The sequence below is a fragment of the Paenibacillus rhizoplanae genome (genome assembly GCF_042684125.1).
GTDB classification, from domain to species: domain Bacteria; phylum Bacillota; class Bacilli; order Paenibacillales; family Paenibacillaceae; genus Paenibacillus_AQ; species Paenibacillus_AQ rhizoplanae.
In genome coordinates this window covers 89,272-104,833 of sequence record NZ_JBHUKY010000021.1, presented here as the reverse complement: position 1 = coordinate 104,833, position 15,562 = coordinate 89,272, and the positions used below count along the sequence as shown (strand labels likewise).

Below are 15,562 nucleotides of genomic sequence, written 5' to 3'. Positions count from 1 at the left end.
CTGCGGGCGGGTAGCTGTAATTCAGGAGCACAATCGCTATATTACAAGAGTCGTTCCAGCCGGGCAATATAGAAGCCGTCGCTGCCATAATGATGGGGAAGCAGTTGTATGCCATCACCTGCAGCAAGTGCAGTTCCTTCCAGCCGGTCCCAGACTGCTGACTTGAAGCTGACCGGGACAAAGCCGGGGTTGTGCTCCAGGAAGTCGGCGACAACCCGGCTGTTCTCCGCCTGCTCGGTAGTACAGGTGCTATAGACCAGTACGCCTCCCGGCTTGAGCAGCCCCGAGACCGATTGCAGCAGCTCAAGCTGCAGCGCAGCCACGCTTGCGATATCCTCCGGCTGCTTGCGCCATTTCAAATCGGGCTTGCGGCGTATGACCCCAAGTCCCGAGCAAGGAGCGTCCAGCAGAATCCGGTCATAGGATTCCGGCTGGAGGGTATCACCCAGCTCCAGGGCATCTCCACTTGCGGTGGTGATGCACTCCAGGCCCAAGCGGGCGGCCTGCTCGGCAATCAGCTTGGCCTTATGATCATGCAGATCATTGGCCAGTATGGAGCCTTCGTCCCTCATCAGCTCGCCCATATGGGCGCTTTTGCCGCCGGGAGCAGCGCAGCAGTCCAGCACCTTCATCCCGGCTTCAGGAGCGACAACTTCGGCTACCAGCATGGAGCTCTCATCCTGAACGGACAGATAGCCGTCCCGGTACCAGGAGGTCAGCGCCAGATTGCCGCCGCCCCTGATGACCAGCCCGGCAGGGCTCACCTTCGATTCGGCGGCATCCAGACCGGCTTCCAGCAGCTCAGCCAGCATGACTTCCCGGCTAATCATCGTTGTATTGACACGGACACTGACTGCGGGCGGCTCATTATTCGCCGCACACATGGCTTCCGCCGTATCCGGGCCATACTCCGCTGACCAGCGCTGCACCATCCATAGGGGATGGGAGTGCTCGATGGAGATCCGCTCTTCACGGCTCAGCCCCTCTGGCAATACCGGCAGATCTCCGGCGCGCAGCACACTGCGCAGCACACCGTTAACCATACCCGAGATGCCTTGATGGCCGCGTCTCTTGGAGATATTCACAGCTTCGTTAACGGCTGCATGCGAAGGCACCCGGTCCAGATACATGATCTGGTACAGGCTTAGACGCAGCAGACTCCGCACCCAAGGCTCCAGCTTGTTAATCCCTTTACTGACAAAGCTGCCAAGGACATAATCCAGGGTAATCATCCGTGAGAGGGTTCCGTAGACCAGCTCTGTAGCAAGTCCCGTATCCTCCCGGCTAAGGCTCGCTTTCTGAAGGCTGCTTCCCAGCAGCAGGTTGCTGTAGGCGCCCTGCTGCTCTACGCGGACGAGAATATCGAGGGCAACCTCACGCGCAGAAGCTGGCGCAGAGGGTTTGCCGCCGGGCTGATTCCTACCCGCTCCGCCGGGTCTGCCACCGGCAGCCGTTCTGCCTGAAGCCGCAGGCTGATTGCCGGGAGTACGCGGACGCGGTCCGCCCCCTCCCTTGCCGCCCGCGCTCAACCGAGCACCGTTCCGGGCGCAAGGGTCGCCCCTCGGCTGAAGTCGGCTGCGCTCATGGCTTTTTTGCCGGCAGGCTGAACGGTCGTAAGCCGGAGTGTCCCGTCGCCAGTCTTCACCTCAACGCCGCGTTCACTCACGGACAGCACTGTGCCCGGAGCCGCGCTGCCGCCCGGCTGTTCCTCCGCCTGCGGCTTCACCGCAGCCCACGCCTTGAAGGTCTCGCCGTTCCACAGGGTGAACGCACCCGAGAACGGCACCAGACCGCGAATCTGGTTGTATAGCTCAAGCGAGCCTCTGCTCCAGTCGATCCGTTCATCTTCACGGCTTAGATTCGGCGCATAGGTCGCTTCACTGTCATCCTGCACGACAGCTTCTACGCGGCCGGCTGCCAGGCGAGGCATCTCTGCCTTGAGCAGGTCCGCGCCCGCAACGCTTAGCTTCTCAAACACAGTACCTGAGGTATCCTCATCCTCTATCGCCACTTCAACCCGTGAGATCATATCTCCGGTGTCCAACCCTTCCGCCATGTACATCAGCGTTACACCGGTCACCTTCTCGCCATTCATGATACAGTGCTGTATCGGGGCGCCGCCACGGTATTTGGGCAGCAGCGAGCCATGGACGTTCACACATCCGTTCTTTGGCAGCTCCAGGACACTCCCCGGAAGAATCTGTCCGTATGCGGCGGTGACAATCAGATCCGGCTCATAGGCAGCCAGCTCAGCCACCGACTCCGGGCGGCGCAGCCGTTCAGGCTGAAGAACCGGCAGTCCCAGCTCCAGCGCAGCCACCTTCACCGGGGTCGGCGCCAGCGTCTTCTTGCGGCCTTGCGGCCGGTCCGGCTGAGTGACCACAGCCACTACGTCATAGCCCTCTTCCAGCAGCATCCGCAGGGATGGGACTGCAAAAGCCGGCGTTCCCATGAACACTATTCTCATTTCATTCACTCCTCAGTTTCACTGCGTTCTGCTGTGTACTCATAGACCTTCTCAGCAATGTCCGTGAACAGCACACCATTCAGGTGATCGATCTCATGCTGAAAAGCCCGGGCCAGCAGGCCGCTTCCAGTAATCGTCACTTCCTCGCCTTCGCGGTTCAGGCCGACTACGGTCACTGTCTCCGCACGGCGGACATCCCCGTTCAGGCCGGGAATACTCAGGCAGCCTTCGGGTCCGAACTGCTCCCCCTCCATGCTGACGATCTCGGGATTGATCAGCTTGATCAATCCATTCTCTTCATCGGCATCAATTACAATCAGCCGTTTCAGAATTCCTACCTGCGGGGCTGCGAGGCCAACGCCTTCCGCGTCATACATCGTATCTGCCATATCATCGAGCAATTTTTGTACATTGGGGGTAACTTTGGTCACCGTCTTCGCTTTCTTATGCAACACTTCATCCGGTTCTTTCACAATCAGCCTGATTGCCATTTACACTAACACCATCCTTGTTCTGAACATATCTAATTTCTATAGTATATGAGGGGGAGATCATAAAAACTGCCTTACCATTGTAACACGCCGGAGAATTACATCAACATCTGCGGATCGACATCAATGCTGATCTGAAGTCCCTTATCGCGGACAGAGTCCTCCAGCTCTTCTGCCACCTGGCGGGCCAGACCAATGGCATCAATCGCACCGCGCCATTTCAGAATACACTGGAACCGGTAACGGCCCTTCAGCCGCGGGAGCGGCGAAGCCACAGGCCCCAGCAGATCCAGCGCATCCGAGGAGAGCTTATCAAGGCTCCCATACCAGCGCAGCTGTCTGGCCTTGCCCTGAATGCTCAGCGCATAGTTCTCCGCAAGCTTCAGCAGCAGCGGAAGCTGCTCATGGGACAGGGTGACCAGAATAAGCCGGCAATAGGGCGGATAATGCAGCTCTTTACGGTGCTTCAGCTCGTCCCGGACGAATGAACGGTAATCATGCCCGCTGGCATGAATAATCGAATAATGCTCCGGTGTATACGACTGTACCACCACCTCACCGGGGAGCTGATGCCGCCCAGCGCGGCCGGCAACCTGCGTCAAGAGCTGGAAGGTCTTCTCCGCCGCCCGGAAATCAGGCAGATTGAGCGCAGAATCCGCAGTAATGACCCCAACCAGTGTGACATCGGGGAAGTCTAGTCCTTTGGCAACCATCTGTGTGCCCAGCAGCACATCAGCCTTCTTGTCCCTGAATTGGTTCAGGAGCTTCTCATGCGAGCCTTTCTCAGTGGTCGTGTCCACATCCATGCGTATGACCCGGATGCCGGGGAACAGCTTGCCCAGCTCCTCCTCTACCCGCTGCGTACCAGTTCCGAAGAAGCGGATATGCTCACTCCCGCATTCCGGGCACAGCTTGGGCGCAGGTTCGGCATGACCGCAGTAGTGGCAGCGCAGATTGTCGCTGCGGCTGTGATAGGTCAGCGAGATGTCACATTCCGGGCAGCCTGCAACGTAGCCGCAGCTCCGGCACATGACGAAGGTCGAGAAGCCTCTGCGGTTGAGCAGCAGCACCGTCTGTTCGCCGCGTTCCAGCCTGCTTACCAGGGCAGCATGCAAACTGCGGCTGAACATGGAGCGGTTGCCTTCCTTCAGCTCCTCACGCATGTCAACGACAGCCACCTTCGGCAGCTCGTTGCCCAGTGCGCGGCTCGGCATCTCCAGCAGAATCGGCGAGAAGTGGATATCACTCTGCGATCTTGAGGCATGATAACTCTCGAGTGAAGGTGTAGCCGAACCGAGAATCACAACAGCCCCGCCCTGCTCTGCCCTGCGGACAGCCACATCACGGGCATGGTATTTCGGATTCTCCTCCTGCTTATAAGAGCCTTCATGCTCTTCATCCATGATAATCAGACCCAGATTGGCAAACGGAGCAAAGATCGCAGAACGCGCTCCGACTGCAACCATCGCCTTGCCTTCACGAATCTTGCGCCACTCGTCATAACGTTCGCCGACAGACAGCCGGCTGTGCATCACCGCCACTCCGCTGCCGAACCGGCCCTTGAACCGTTCCACCATCTGCGGAGTCAGTGCAATCTCCGGCACAAGCACCACCGCCTGCCGTCCCTGTTCGATGCAGCGCTGGATACTCTGCAGATAGATTTCCGTCTTCCCGCTGCCGGTCACCCCATGCAGCAGGAAGACCTCATGTGCCTGCTGCTCCACAGTCGCCACAATCCGCTTGTACACAACCTCCTGCTCCGCTGTCAGCGGAAGCGGGGTACTCGGCTTGAAGTCGCGTCCCCGGTAGGGATCACGGTAGACTTCAATTTCACTAATCTCAATATAACCTTTGTCCGCAAGTGTCTTGACTGTGCCCGCTGTCACCTGAAGGATCGCCAGAATATCCTTGAGCGGCATCGGCAGCAGGGCTTCCATATCAATCAGGTAGGAGAGCACTTCCTTCTGGCGCGCTGAACGCGCCGGGAAGCTGGAGAGCGACTCCCGGGCGGCCGACAAGCCAATAGCCAGATCAACGGCCTTGAGCTTCTTTTTGCCCATCTTATCCTTGATGGACTGGCTCTCCGCAAGCACACCGCGCCGCACCATGAACTTAATCGTCTCTGCAGCCTCGGGGAAGGTACGGGTCAGCAGCTTCATGGATACCTCACTATGGCGTCTTACGAAGTCGATGATCTGCTGTTCTTCGTTGTCCGCCTCCAGGAAGAGCGGAAACAGCTCATCTGCGGGGGCGCTGGCCGCCTCCTCTGTATCCCCGAGCGAGATCAACCGCTCGGCCTTGCCCTTCAGGGCAGTCGGAAGCATCGCCTGCAGTGCGGAGATCCGTCTGCAGGCGTATCTTTGGCTCATCCAGTCGGCCAGCTCTACCAGCTCCGGCGACAGTGGCGGCAACAGATCCAGTACTTCCACAATCGGCTTCATCCGGGAGACACTGCCGGTCTCCCCCGATTCCAGAGACACTACGAACCCTTGGACCGTACGGGGGCCGAACGGAACAGCCACCCGGCTGCCCACTTCAATCCATAGCTTCAGAGCATCCGGAATAATATAGTCAAACGGCCGGTCGGTGCTGCGTACAGGAACATCGACAATGACCTTGGCAATATCCATTATATTAAAGCTCCGGCAACACGATCTGCGGCCAGCCGCAGAATCCGGCGCGCCACCTCATCCTTGGAAGCCAGCGGAAGATCCAGCACCAGGCCTTCGGCATCATACACCTTGACGATGTTGGTATCCGTGCCAAATCCCGCACCTTCCATTGCCACATCATTGGCTACAACCAGATCAAGATTCTTGCGGATCAGCTTGTCCCTGGCGAAGAATTCGGCGTTTCCGGTTTCGGCGGCGAAGCCGATCAGGAACTGCTTATCCTTATTTTTCCCCAGACTCTCCAGAATATCGGTCGTCTTCACCAGCTCAAGCGTCATGGTGTCTCCGCTTTTTTTAATCTTGGATTCGCTGCTCTGTCTAGGGCGGTAATCCGCAACCGCGGCCGCTTTGACCATAATATCGCAATTCGTCCAGCGGTCCATAACCGCCTCATACATATCCTGTGCCGATTCGACGCGGACCAGATGAATAGCCGGGTCAAGAGGCGGCGCTTCGTCGGTACGTGCGGCGATCAGCGTCACTTCGGCCCCCATAGCACGTGCAGCACGCGCCAGGGCGAAGCCCATTTTGCCCGAGGAATCATTGGAGATATAACGGACCGGATCAATACGCTCCACGGTGCCTCCTGCAGTAATCACCACTTTTTTGCCGACAAGCGGTCCGGAGGTCTTCTCCTTCTGCAACACAAAAAAGTTCTCCACCACCTTCACAATCGTCTCCGGCTCTTCCAGCCGTCCCTTGCCCACATAACCGCAGGCCAATTGGCCTTCCCCGGGCTCAATAAACTGTACACCCCGCTTATAGAGTGTATCCATATTGCTGATAACCGCCGGATGCTGGTACATATGGACATTCATTGCCGGAGCTACCATAATAGGCGCTGTAACGGCAAGGAGCGTAGTTGACAGCATATCATCTGCCAGCCCATGGGCCATTTTGGCGATAATATTGGCGGTAGCCGGAGCGATCAGGACCAGGTCGGCGGAATCCGCCAGATCAATATGCGAGATCGAAGACGGGTCTCGTTCCTGAAAAGTATCACTGAACACCCGCTGCTTCGACAAGGACTGGAGCGTCAGCTCCGTAATGAACTGCTTGGCCGATGCTGTCATGATGACATGCACCTTGGCGCCCTTCTGGGTAAGCTTGCTGGTCAATGCAGCCGCCTTGTACGCAGCAATTCCGCCTGTAATTCCAAGTATAATGGACTTCCCTTGTAAGCTCTTCACTATGCTCTCCCCCCGCTTCTGAAATCTGTACCCATCTATATAGACCTACACATATCCTTATCAATAGAGAAAAAAATAACAACCTTCCGGTTGTCAGGAACAGCCCGGTACGGGCTATTGTCAAAATATAAAATTACTTACCCGGCAGAAATGGCACTGCCGCCCTTGTTCAGACGGCACCATTTCAGCGGGAAATATACGGATTCTCTATTGCACCAGGCATTTAGTGCCCTGTGCCGTTAGAACCGTCCTATTCCTCGCCGCGCGTTACAATAATACGGTCTTCATAGATCTCTTCTAGCGCAACCCCGACATACTTATGCGATTTAGGCGCAACGATATCGGTCTTGCCGCCTTCACGAAGTGCTCTGGCCCGGCGGGCTGAAGCGACTACCAGGGAATACTTGCTGTCGACCTTAGTCACCAGTTCGTCAATGGATGGATATAGCATGTAAGGCACCTCTTCATCTTTTACTGTAAATATGGACCAATCCTGTAGAACTTGTTCATCGCACCTTACAATGTTCGGCGATAATAATGCTTTCTATTCGCTTGCAGGCCAGATCAATCTCATCATTCACCACGGCATAATCATAATGCCGGATCAAACCGATCTCGTCCTCTGCCACAGACATGCGGTGGCTGATCACATCAGGATGCTCTGTTCCGCGTCCGCGAATACGGTCCTTCAACTCGTCCATGGACGGGGGAAGAAGGAATACAAAGATCCCTTCGGGGAATTTCTCTTTGACTTTGAGAGCTCCCTGAACCTCGATCTCCAGAATAATATCTCTTCCGCTCTCAAGGGTTCTCTCTACAAAGTCACGCGGAGTACCGTAATAATTGCCTACGTACTCCGCATATTCCAGCAGCCTGTCGCCTTCAATCATATCAGCGAACTGCTCTCTGGATTTGAAAAAATAATTGACTCCGTTCTCTTCACCCGCACGCGGTGAGCGTGTGGTGGCAGAAACAGAATAGACGAGTTCAGGCATCTTCGGCCGCAACGCTGTGCATACCGTACCTTTACCGACACCGGAGGGGCCGGATAATATAATCAGCAATCCTTTTGACATAATACACTCCAATTGTTGTTATTCGTCGTTATCGTCGTCTTTGCTGGATAGGCGGTGAGCTACCGTCTCAGGCTGTACAGCCGAGAGAATCACATGGTCGCTGTCCGTAATAATCACAGCCCGCGTCCGCCTTCCGTAGGTGGCATCGATCAGCATATGCCTGTCTCTGGCCTCCTGGATAATTCTCTTAATCGGTGCCGATTCCGGGCTGACAATGGAAATAATGCGGTTCGCTGACACGATATTCCCAAAGCCGATGTTGATTAATTTGATTGCCATGTTCCGGTTGTTCCCCCCATAAGTTACATCATAGCTTGCTCCCTGGTCCCTGTCATTCGAGATTCGCCGCCTGCTCACGTATCTTCTCGAGCTCCGCCTTCATATCAAGCGTGAGATTCACCACCGACAGATGACTGCACTTCGACCCAATCGTGTTGGTCTCCCTGTTCATCTCCTGAATGAGAAAATCGAGCTTGCGTCCAGCAGGCTCGCTGCCCAGCAGCAAGGCACGGCACTGGCCGAAATGGCTGTGAAGCCGGGTTAACTCCTCATCTATATTGCAGCGGTCGGCGAAAATGGCAATCTCCATGCCGAATTTATGCTCATCCCATGGGAAGCTCCCGTCATTCAGCAGGCTGAGCCGTTGCCGCAGCTTCTCGCGCTGTTCCTCTACAACCAGAGGAGCAAACCCGCTAATACCGGCATGCAGCTCTTCGAGACGGTCAAGCCGCCGCGTCAGCTCAGCTGTCAAATAGGAGCCTTCACGCCCGCGCATCTCCAGCAGGGCCTCCAGACAAAGATGAAGCCCCTGCTCCAGAAGACCCGCAAGTTCTCCGGAGGAGTCAGCCGCAGCAGACTCTTCCTTCGATTCCATAGCACCGGGCAGAGCAAGGATATCCTGAAGGGACAATTCTCCCTGAAAGCCGTAATCCCGGTTCAGAACCTCCGCTGCCTCAAGATAGGACTTCACCATGCGGTGGTCCAGTATATGCGCGCCAGCCGCCCCATCGGTGACTTCTCTATTAATAATGACATCTACCCGTCCCCGTTTGATATGGGCCTGAACCATTCTACGCAGCTTATCCTCATACACCGCCCATTCCCTGGGCAAGCGCAGCACAACTTCGCAGTACCGGTTATTCACCGATTTGACCTCGAACGTAATCTTGTGTCCGCCGAGTTGCAGGGCTGACTGACCGTATCCGGTCATACTAAATGACAACGGAATCACATCCATTACACTATTGTAATTGATTATTACTAGCGAAACAAGGGGGATAACTTACGTCCTTGCTTCTCCCAAATATACTCCAGCAGCTGTACGCTCATATCATAGAACATAAACGGCGTAATCAGATAAATGCCGTTAAAATGCGTGGTGGCCGCATCCAGCAGCTCCTTGGCGATCTTAACCCCTTCGGCCCGGCCTGCTTCGCCTTCCAGTCCGGCCATCCGGCTGCGGACCTCGGCGGAGAGCTGAATGCCCGGAACCTCATTATGAAGATACTCCGCATTGCGTCCGCTGGCCAGCGGCATAATCCCGATGAAGATCGGGATATCCAGATGCTCTGTTGCCTTGGCAATACGGGCAATCAATTCAGGATCATACACGGGCTGGGTCATAATATAATCCGCACCCGAGGCAATCTTCTTCTCCAGCCGCTCAACCGCTTTGTCCAGATGCTTGACATTGGGATTGAACGCCGCGCCGATAACGAACTTCGCCTTCTGCTTGAGCGGCTTGCCGGAGAAGGCCACACCGTCATTGAGCTGTTTGATCATACGTATAATTTCAAATGATGTCAGGTCATAGATCGAGCTTGAGCCGGGCAGATCCCCGAACCTTGCAGGATCTCCGGTCACGGCCAGTACATGGTCAATGCCCAGAGCGTCGAAGCCCATCAGATGGGACTGTGTACCAATGAGATTGCGGTCGCGGCAGGCCACATGCACCAGCGGCCGCAGACCTGTGCGGGCCTGTACCAGATGCCCCAGCGCCATATTGCTCATCCGGGTTACAGCAAGCGAATTATCGGCTAGTGTCAGCGCATCGGCTCCGGCCCGGCGCAGCGCCTCTGCCCCCTTCATAAACTTAGCGATGTCCAGGTCCCGCGGAGGGTCAAGCTCTACGATGACGGTGTGACGTTCCTTGATCAGATCGACAAGCGTCGGTTCGCCGCCTCCCTGCCCCTCGTCATCCGCCAGATGCTCCTGCACGGCGATCCGTTCAACCGCACTGACTGAAGCGGGTTCAGGCAGCGGTTCAACCACATAGCCCTTCAGTGCAGCGGAGATTTCAGCGATATGCCGGGGAGTGGTCCCGCAGCAGCCGCCGATAATCCGGCTGCCCATATCCGCGAACACCGGAGCCATCTGGCCGAAATATTCCGGCGAAGCTCCATAGCGGTACTGGCCGTCTACATAATCGGCTACCCCTGCATTCGGATAGATCGACACCGGCAGCACCAGCTTGCCCTGCAGCGTTGCAAGCGCACGCTTGATCCCGTTCGGTCCGGTGTTGCAGTTGAAGCCGATCACATCCGCTCCGTCCTGCTGCAGGATATGGAAGGCTTCCGGCAGGGTTAACCCGTCCAGCGTCCGCGCCGAATCATCCACAGCCAGCTGGCAGATCACCGGCAGAGCGCTGAGCTTGCGCACAGCCTTCAGCGCCAGATGAAGCTCCTCGACATCATAGAAGGTCTCCAGCATGATCCCGTCAGGCGCTTCCTCCAGAAGGGCAGCAATCTGCTGCGAGAAGAATTTCTTCAGCTCGGATGAGGACAGGTTCGCCCGTTTGCCGGCGCGGATCGAGCCGATGGCACCGACTACATAACCGTTCTCGCCGGCAGCCCGGCGGGCAATGCGAACCCCCGCACGGTTGATATCCGCGACCTTGGCTTCCAATCCGAACTTGGACAGCTTGTCGTAGTTTGCAGAGTAGGTGTTACTCTCCAGCAGTACAGCACCTGCATTGATATAGCTCCGGTGCACATCCTCAATGACCTCCGGAGAGGTCAGATTCAATTCCTCGTAAGAGATGCCGACCGGGAAACCCTTTTGATACAAAAAGGTTCCCATCGCTCCGTCTCCGACTAATACGTTATTCTCCCATGCAGAGCGCAAATCCGGCTTCACCGCAAGAACCTCCCCTTGACTGACATTAGTTTCATACTAATGTAACATAAATCGGGATGGATGATAAGCTTTCGCAGGCAAATGAGGCGTCCGTCCGTTATTCTTGTATGCCAGTCCGGCAATTGATTCATACTACGCATAAACTTGGCAGAAGGAGATTGTAGAAATGAAGAAGAAAATAAGAAAACTGCTGCTGCGCAAATATGCTGTGATCCTCCTGCTGTCTGCGCTCTCGGTGCTATATCTGTACCTGACGGACTGGATGCTGGGCTATGGCCTGGGGAATATCAGCTACATTCTGAACTATCTGCTGTACACCACTTCCGAAAAGCTGACTGCGGCTGTTCTGGTGCTGCTTCAGATCGTGCCGGATGTCATCTACTGGGTAAGCGGCCGTCAGCCCGGCCGGGGAGCGGAGAAATGATCACGGACCGCCGTTACAATAACGAGCAGCACCGGAATGACTATCATTAAATAAGGATATACCCTGTACAGCAGCGTCCCGCCCTCATCCAGATGTTCAATGAAGCTGCGCGCATCCAGCATAGAGGTGAACAGAATGATTAGCGCACAGGGATAGAGCATTCTCCGGTACGGCAGCTTGAACAGGTCCGAAATTCCGATCAGAGCGGCAGCGAAGAACACAGCCATTTTGAAAAACACCCCGATGATCAGCACCATGACCACGAAAATATCTACCCGCTGAATGAAATCCGAAATGGAAATCTTGCTGATCGTCGGCATCAGCGGGAGCGGGGAGCGTTCCACGATATCCTCACCCAGGACAGAAATGTTCAATGCCATAGTGAAGCTGAGCAAAAGCGCGGAGAACAGCATGGCGGCGGCAATGACCCACGGGCCTTTTTTGACATTTGCCAGATAAGGCATCAGCATTGTGAAGCATACCATCTCCCCGAACGGAAACATATAATTCTGATGAATCACTGAGGCCAGCACCGGCTGGATTCCATTCTCAAGTACCGGCAACAATCTGTTCAGATTGATCGTTCCCGAGAGCATCAGCATCAGGGTACCGAACAGGCCGATCAGCATTACCACAACCGCAAATACCATAGAAGTTCTGCCCAGCACCTCCAGTCCCTTATGCAGCACATAGGCACCCGATAGCAGCATTAGGACGCTGAGGATGAACAGGGGTGTATTGTGCATAGTCGCCATAGCCAGCATAGTGCTGCCATCGCGCAAATCCCGGGCGGCAAGATTAATGTAGAGAATAATGTACGCCAAGGCTACCGGGGTCCCGATATATTTGCCGAGCAGCTTCCGCGAATAGGCTGTAAAAGGCAGATCCGGCTGCTTACGGTACAGATAGGCATACCCTGTGAACACCATTAGCCCGGCCACACAGCCGAGCAGAATGGAGAGCCACGCATCCCTGCCTGACTCCATACCCAGATTAACAACCAGCGCCGTTCCCAGTTCAAACAGAACCGTCAAACAAAAAAACTCGCCCAATCCGATTTTGACCTTCCCCATCCCTGAATCTCCTCCCGGATAAACTTAATTGATCTGAAAAGAATTACCGCGCATATCCGTATGCCGGATGACTACATCCGCCTCGAATCTGATTCCGCAGGTGGTAAATACCTCTTCCCAATGATCCTTGATCTTCTTCCAGCCACGAGGGTTCTTACGCTGAAATGCTTTTCCAAAGCCGAGATAATCGCTCTTAAATCCTCTGGCAGCACTTACGGCCGCCTTAATCTGTTTCACCGTCTCTTCTGTAAGCTGGTCCGACAGCTCATCCAGCACCCGGGGAGAAGTAAGATCCAGCGTATTCGGAGATTCCTTGAGCGCAGCCTGCTGCGTGATTTTGACAGTAATGACGGGATGCTCCGGGTCTGCCGACTGGACCTTCAGCGTGACCTGGGACTGATAAATATTGAAGGAAATATAACCGCCCTCCTTGTCTTTGAGCAGGCTCGGATACTCCCTGAGGTTGTTATGCAGCAGAACGGTGCCCACCGCGGCGTCGCCCGTAAGCCAGCCCTTCAATTTATCATCCTTGAATGCTGCCAGCCCGGAAACTCTCAGAATCGTCCGGGGTTCGATATTCTTAAGGCTGTCATTGCTGCCTGCCTGTTCACGGTCTCCGCTCGTATATACCCCGTTGATGATCGGACCGCCTCCCCTGATCTGAATTCCCCGGATTACGTCATCTACTGCCATCCTGAAGTTATACCCAAATTGCTTGGAGGTCGTCTCCAGCTTCTCTACCAGGTCATTGGCCGGGATTTTGCTGAACACCGTCATGGTAGACATCAATACACGGGCAGGCTGTCCCTTGGAGATAAAGATCTCGCTGTTAAGCCGGGTATCACTCTCCCTTTCCAGTACATCCAGAATGTCCTTGATCCCTTCGCGGGCAAACTTCTCGGAGATCACCAGTACCCGCACATGTCCCAGCGATAAGAAGCGTGCCGTCTGGCGGGAAGCGTCCGCGAGCGCCTCGAACATCGTCCGGCCTACCCCTGTGTAGAGAGCTACCGGTGAGATTCCCCTGCTCTTCTCCCCGGATATTTCCTCCGCCACAATCACTTGAAAAGAAAGCTTGTACTTCTCAGCCTCCGTGTCCCCCCTGTCGATCGCTATCCCGGAAATAATGGCCCGCCGGTTGAGTTCAACATTGTCCCAGCAGCCTGTTAACAGCACTTGAAGGACCAGCAGCAGGGCCAGGCTCAGGCACAAGGATCTATTTCTCATCATTCTCCCCCTCCATCCCCCGCCTTGCAGGAGTATCATTCTTGAGAATGAGCGGGGGCAGCTGCCCGTCATGGCCTGTGGTTAACTGCATATACTCCGGCAGCTCCTTACTCATCTGCTTCGGTGTTTTGTCGCGCCCTATGACCCAGAGCGGGAGTCTGAGAATGGTATCCTTCTGCCCGTTGACAGAGAGAGGTACGAAGGGGAACAGGTAAGGTACGCCGAAAGACCGCAGGCTGTTCATGTGGGCCACAAATACAATCAGTCCCAGTGTAATTCCGTAGAAGCCGAACAAACTCGCCAGAATCAGAAAAGCAAACCGGATAATTCTGCCGGCAATCGCCATGTTATACGCCGGAATGGCAAAGCTGGCAATCCCGGTCAACGCAACTACGATAACCATGATGGGTGCGATTATTCCGGCCTCCACTACCGCCGTTCCCAGAATCAGCGCTCCGACCACAGATACCGTCTGCCCGATGGCGCGCGGCATACGCACCCCGGCTTCACGCAGAATTTCAAAGGCCGTCTCCATCAGCAGCAGCTCTACAAAAGCCGGGAAGGGAACATTCTCCCGCTGGGAGAGCAGATTAATCAGCAGCGTGGTCGGAATCATCTCATAATGATAGGTGGTCAGCGCGAGATACACAGAAGGACCCAGAATCAGGACAAAGAAGCTCAAATAACGTACCAGACGCATCAAGATGGCTATATCAAACCGCTGGGAATAATCCTCTGCAGACTGAAAAAACTGCGTAAAGACCGCCGGAAGAATCAGCACAAACGGGGTACCGTCCACAATAATAACCACCCGGCCTTCAAGCAGATTGCCCGCAGCCACATCCGGCCGTTCCGAGTTGTATATAGTAGGAAACGGCGTGAACGTCTTGTCCTGGATCAGCTCTTCAATAAACCCCGACTCCAGCACTTCATTCAAGGTAATCTTACGCAGGCGCTCTCTGACCTCCTGGACCAGATCTTCCCCGGCCACCCCCTTCATGTACATCAGGGCCACATGAGTGTGTGTCTCTGAACCGATCTTCATTACCTCCAGGTGCAGCTTGGAGGATTTGATTCTGCGGCGGATCAGGGAAATATTCGTAGCCACGGACTCAACGAACCCATCCTTCGGCCCCCGGACCACAAGCTGGGAGGAGGGCTCGCTGACGGCCCGCTGTTCACCGCCCCTGGTATCACAGATGATCGCTTCGAGGCAGCCCTCCAGCAGGATTGCAGTGTCCCCGGAGAGAATGGCCAGCATAATCTCCTTCCATTCCTGCTGAAGAACCGCGTCGCCGATGGCGAGGGCGCGGCTTAGGATGACCTGCGGAAGCGGAGATTGTTCACGGGAAGAACCGGCGCCGTCCTCCGGCTTGTCCGGGAGCAGGTCATCCGTATTGTCCAGCAGCGACCCTATTACGAATTCATTCACAGCCACAGTATCCGCCAGCCCGCTGAGATGAACTGCGGCCGCTTCTATCCGGCTGTCTCCGCCAATCCGGATTCTGCGGATCTTGAGATCCGGGCTGCCGCCAAGCTCGGTCTGAAGGTTGATCAGACTTTGGGCTACGGTATCCGCCAGGCCCAGAGGGGCACTGCCTGGCGGTTGGCCCGCTGCGGAGCCTGTTCCTGGTGCCTGCGCTTTTCGGTTTGACCCTGACTTCATCTCCGCTTCATCCCTTCCTGATTCATCCAAAATTCTATTATTCGCGGATATCCCTGCCATTATTCGGCCGGCCTGCCATAAGGGCTGCCATAAGACGAACAAGTAGAAGCAAAAATGCCCCGCAAGCTACAGGCTCGCGGG

At 55.5% G+C, this 15,562-nt stretch carries 14 protein-coding genes; 1 reads left to right on the top strand and 13 read right to left on the bottom strand.

Annotated elements, in window-relative coordinates; all coding sequences use genetic code 11:
• Nucleotides 1-41: 41 nt before the first annotated feature.
• From rsmB to ACFSX3_RS10650, 10 genes are all read right to left on the bottom strand, one after another.
• Entirely contained in the window at nt 42-1,529 is a 1,488-nt protein-coding gene (rsmB, locus tag ACFSX3_RS10695; RefSeq protein ID WP_209985478.1) for a 16S rRNA (cytosine(967)-C(5))-methyltransferase RsmB, read from the bottom strand.
• On the bottom strand, nt 1,526-2,467 hold the full coding sequence (fmt, locus tag ACFSX3_RS10690; RefSeq protein ID WP_209985474.1) for a methionyl-tRNA formyltransferase: 942 nt from the start codon (nt 2,465-2,467) through the stop codon (nt 1,526-1,528). The genes rsmB and fmt overlap by 4 nt, the downstream gene beginning before the upstream one ends.
• 5 nt (nt 2,468-2,472) lie before the next feature.
• A complete protein-coding gene (gene def, locus ACFSX3_RS10685; protein ID WP_209985471.1) occupies nt 2,473-2,958 on the bottom strand; it encodes a peptide deformylase in 486 nt (161 codons plus the stop codon).
• 98 nt (nt 2,959-3,056) lie between these two features.
• Nucleotides 3,057-5,588, bottom strand: coding sequence for a primosomal protein N' (priA, locus tag ACFSX3_RS10680; RefSeq protein ID WP_209985468.1), 2,532 nt, complete (start codon nt 5,586-5,588; stop codon nt 3,057-3,059).
• Nucleotides 5,588-6,823 carry a bifunctional phosphopantothenoylcysteine decarboxylase/phosphopantothenate--cysteine ligase CoaBC gene (gene coaBC, locus ACFSX3_RS10675; protein WP_209986354.1) on the bottom strand — a complete coding sequence of 412 codons (1,236 nt, stop codon included), beginning with the start codon at nt 6,821-6,823 and terminating at the stop codon, nt 5,588-5,590. Before coaBC ends, priA begins: the two co-directional genes overlap by 1 nt.
• A 247-nt stretch (nt 6,824-7,070) precedes the next feature.
• Nucleotides 7,071-7,271: a DNA-directed RNA polymerase subunit omega gene (gene rpoZ / locus ACFSX3_RS10670; protein WP_036694519.1), complete on the bottom strand. Its 201-nt coding sequence runs from the start codon at nt 7,269-7,271 to the stop codon at nt 7,071-7,073.
• A 55-nt stretch (nt 7,272-7,326) separates the two neighbouring features.
• Complete coding sequence (gene gmk, locus ACFSX3_RS10665; protein ID WP_209985465.1) at nt 7,327-7,896, bottom strand: guanylate kinase; 570 nt, start codon at nt 7,894-7,896, stop codon at nt 7,327-7,329.
• An 18-nt stretch (nt 7,897-7,914) separates the two neighbouring features.
• Nucleotides 7,915-8,175, bottom strand: a complete 261-nt coding sequence (gene remA, locus ACFSX3_RS10660; RefSeq protein ID WP_006209218.1) for an extracellular matrix/biofilm regulator RemA — start codon at nt 8,173-8,175, stop codon at nt 7,915-7,917.
• Nucleotides 8,176-8,227: 52 nt separating this feature from the next.
• Nucleotides 8,228-9,118: a YicC/YloC family endoribonuclease gene (locus ACFSX3_RS10655; protein WP_209985463.1), complete on the bottom strand. Its 891-nt coding sequence runs from the start codon at nt 9,116-9,118 to the stop codon at nt 8,228-8,230.
• A gap of 38 nt (nt 9,119-9,156) precedes the next feature.
• A complete protein-coding gene (locus tag ACFSX3_RS10650; protein WP_209985462.1) occupies nt 9,157-11,031 on the bottom strand; it encodes a bifunctional homocysteine S-methyltransferase/methylenetetrahydrofolate reductase in 1,875 nt (624 codons plus the stop codon).
• Between the two features lie 166 nt (nt 11,032-11,197).
• Here ACFSX3_RS10650 and ACFSX3_RS10645 point away from each other — a divergent pair, with 166 nt between their 5' ends.
• Nucleotides 11,198-11,455 carry a hypothetical protein gene (locus ACFSX3_RS10645; RefSeq protein WP_209985459.1) on the top strand — a complete coding sequence of 86 codons (258 nt, stop codon included), beginning with the start codon at nt 11,198-11,200 and terminating at the stop codon, nt 11,453-11,455.
• Here the strand turns inward: ACFSX3_RS10645 and ACFSX3_RS10640 are convergent.
• Genes ACFSX3_RS10640 through ACFSX3_RS10630 form a run of 3 tightly spaced genes read right to left on the bottom strand, consistent with a single transcriptional unit; the run spans nt 11,428 to nt 15,421 of the window.
• Nucleotides 11,428-12,528 (bottom strand): GerAB/ArcD/ProY family transporter, encoded by a 1,101-nt coding sequence (locus ACFSX3_RS10640; RefSeq protein WP_209985456.1) that lies wholly within the window; start codon nt 12,526-12,528, stop codon nt 11,428-11,430. The two genes, ACFSX3_RS10645 and ACFSX3_RS10640, sit on opposite strands and share 28 nt — an antisense overlap.
• A gap of 24 nt (nt 12,529-12,552) precedes the next feature.
• A complete protein-coding gene (locus tag ACFSX3_RS10635) occupies nt 12,553-13,758 on the bottom strand; it encodes a Ger(x)C family spore germination protein (protein WP_209985453.1) in 1,206 nt (401 codons plus the stop codon).
• Nucleotides 13,745-15,421 carry a spore germination protein gene (locus tag ACFSX3_RS10630; protein ID WP_379256697.1) on the bottom strand — a complete coding sequence of 559 codons (1,677 nt, stop codon included), beginning with the start codon at nt 15,419-15,421 and terminating at the stop codon, nt 13,745-13,747. The genes ACFSX3_RS10635 and ACFSX3_RS10630 overlap by 14 nt, the downstream gene beginning before the upstream one ends.
• Between the last annotated feature and the right edge of the window lie 141 nt (nt 15,422-15,562).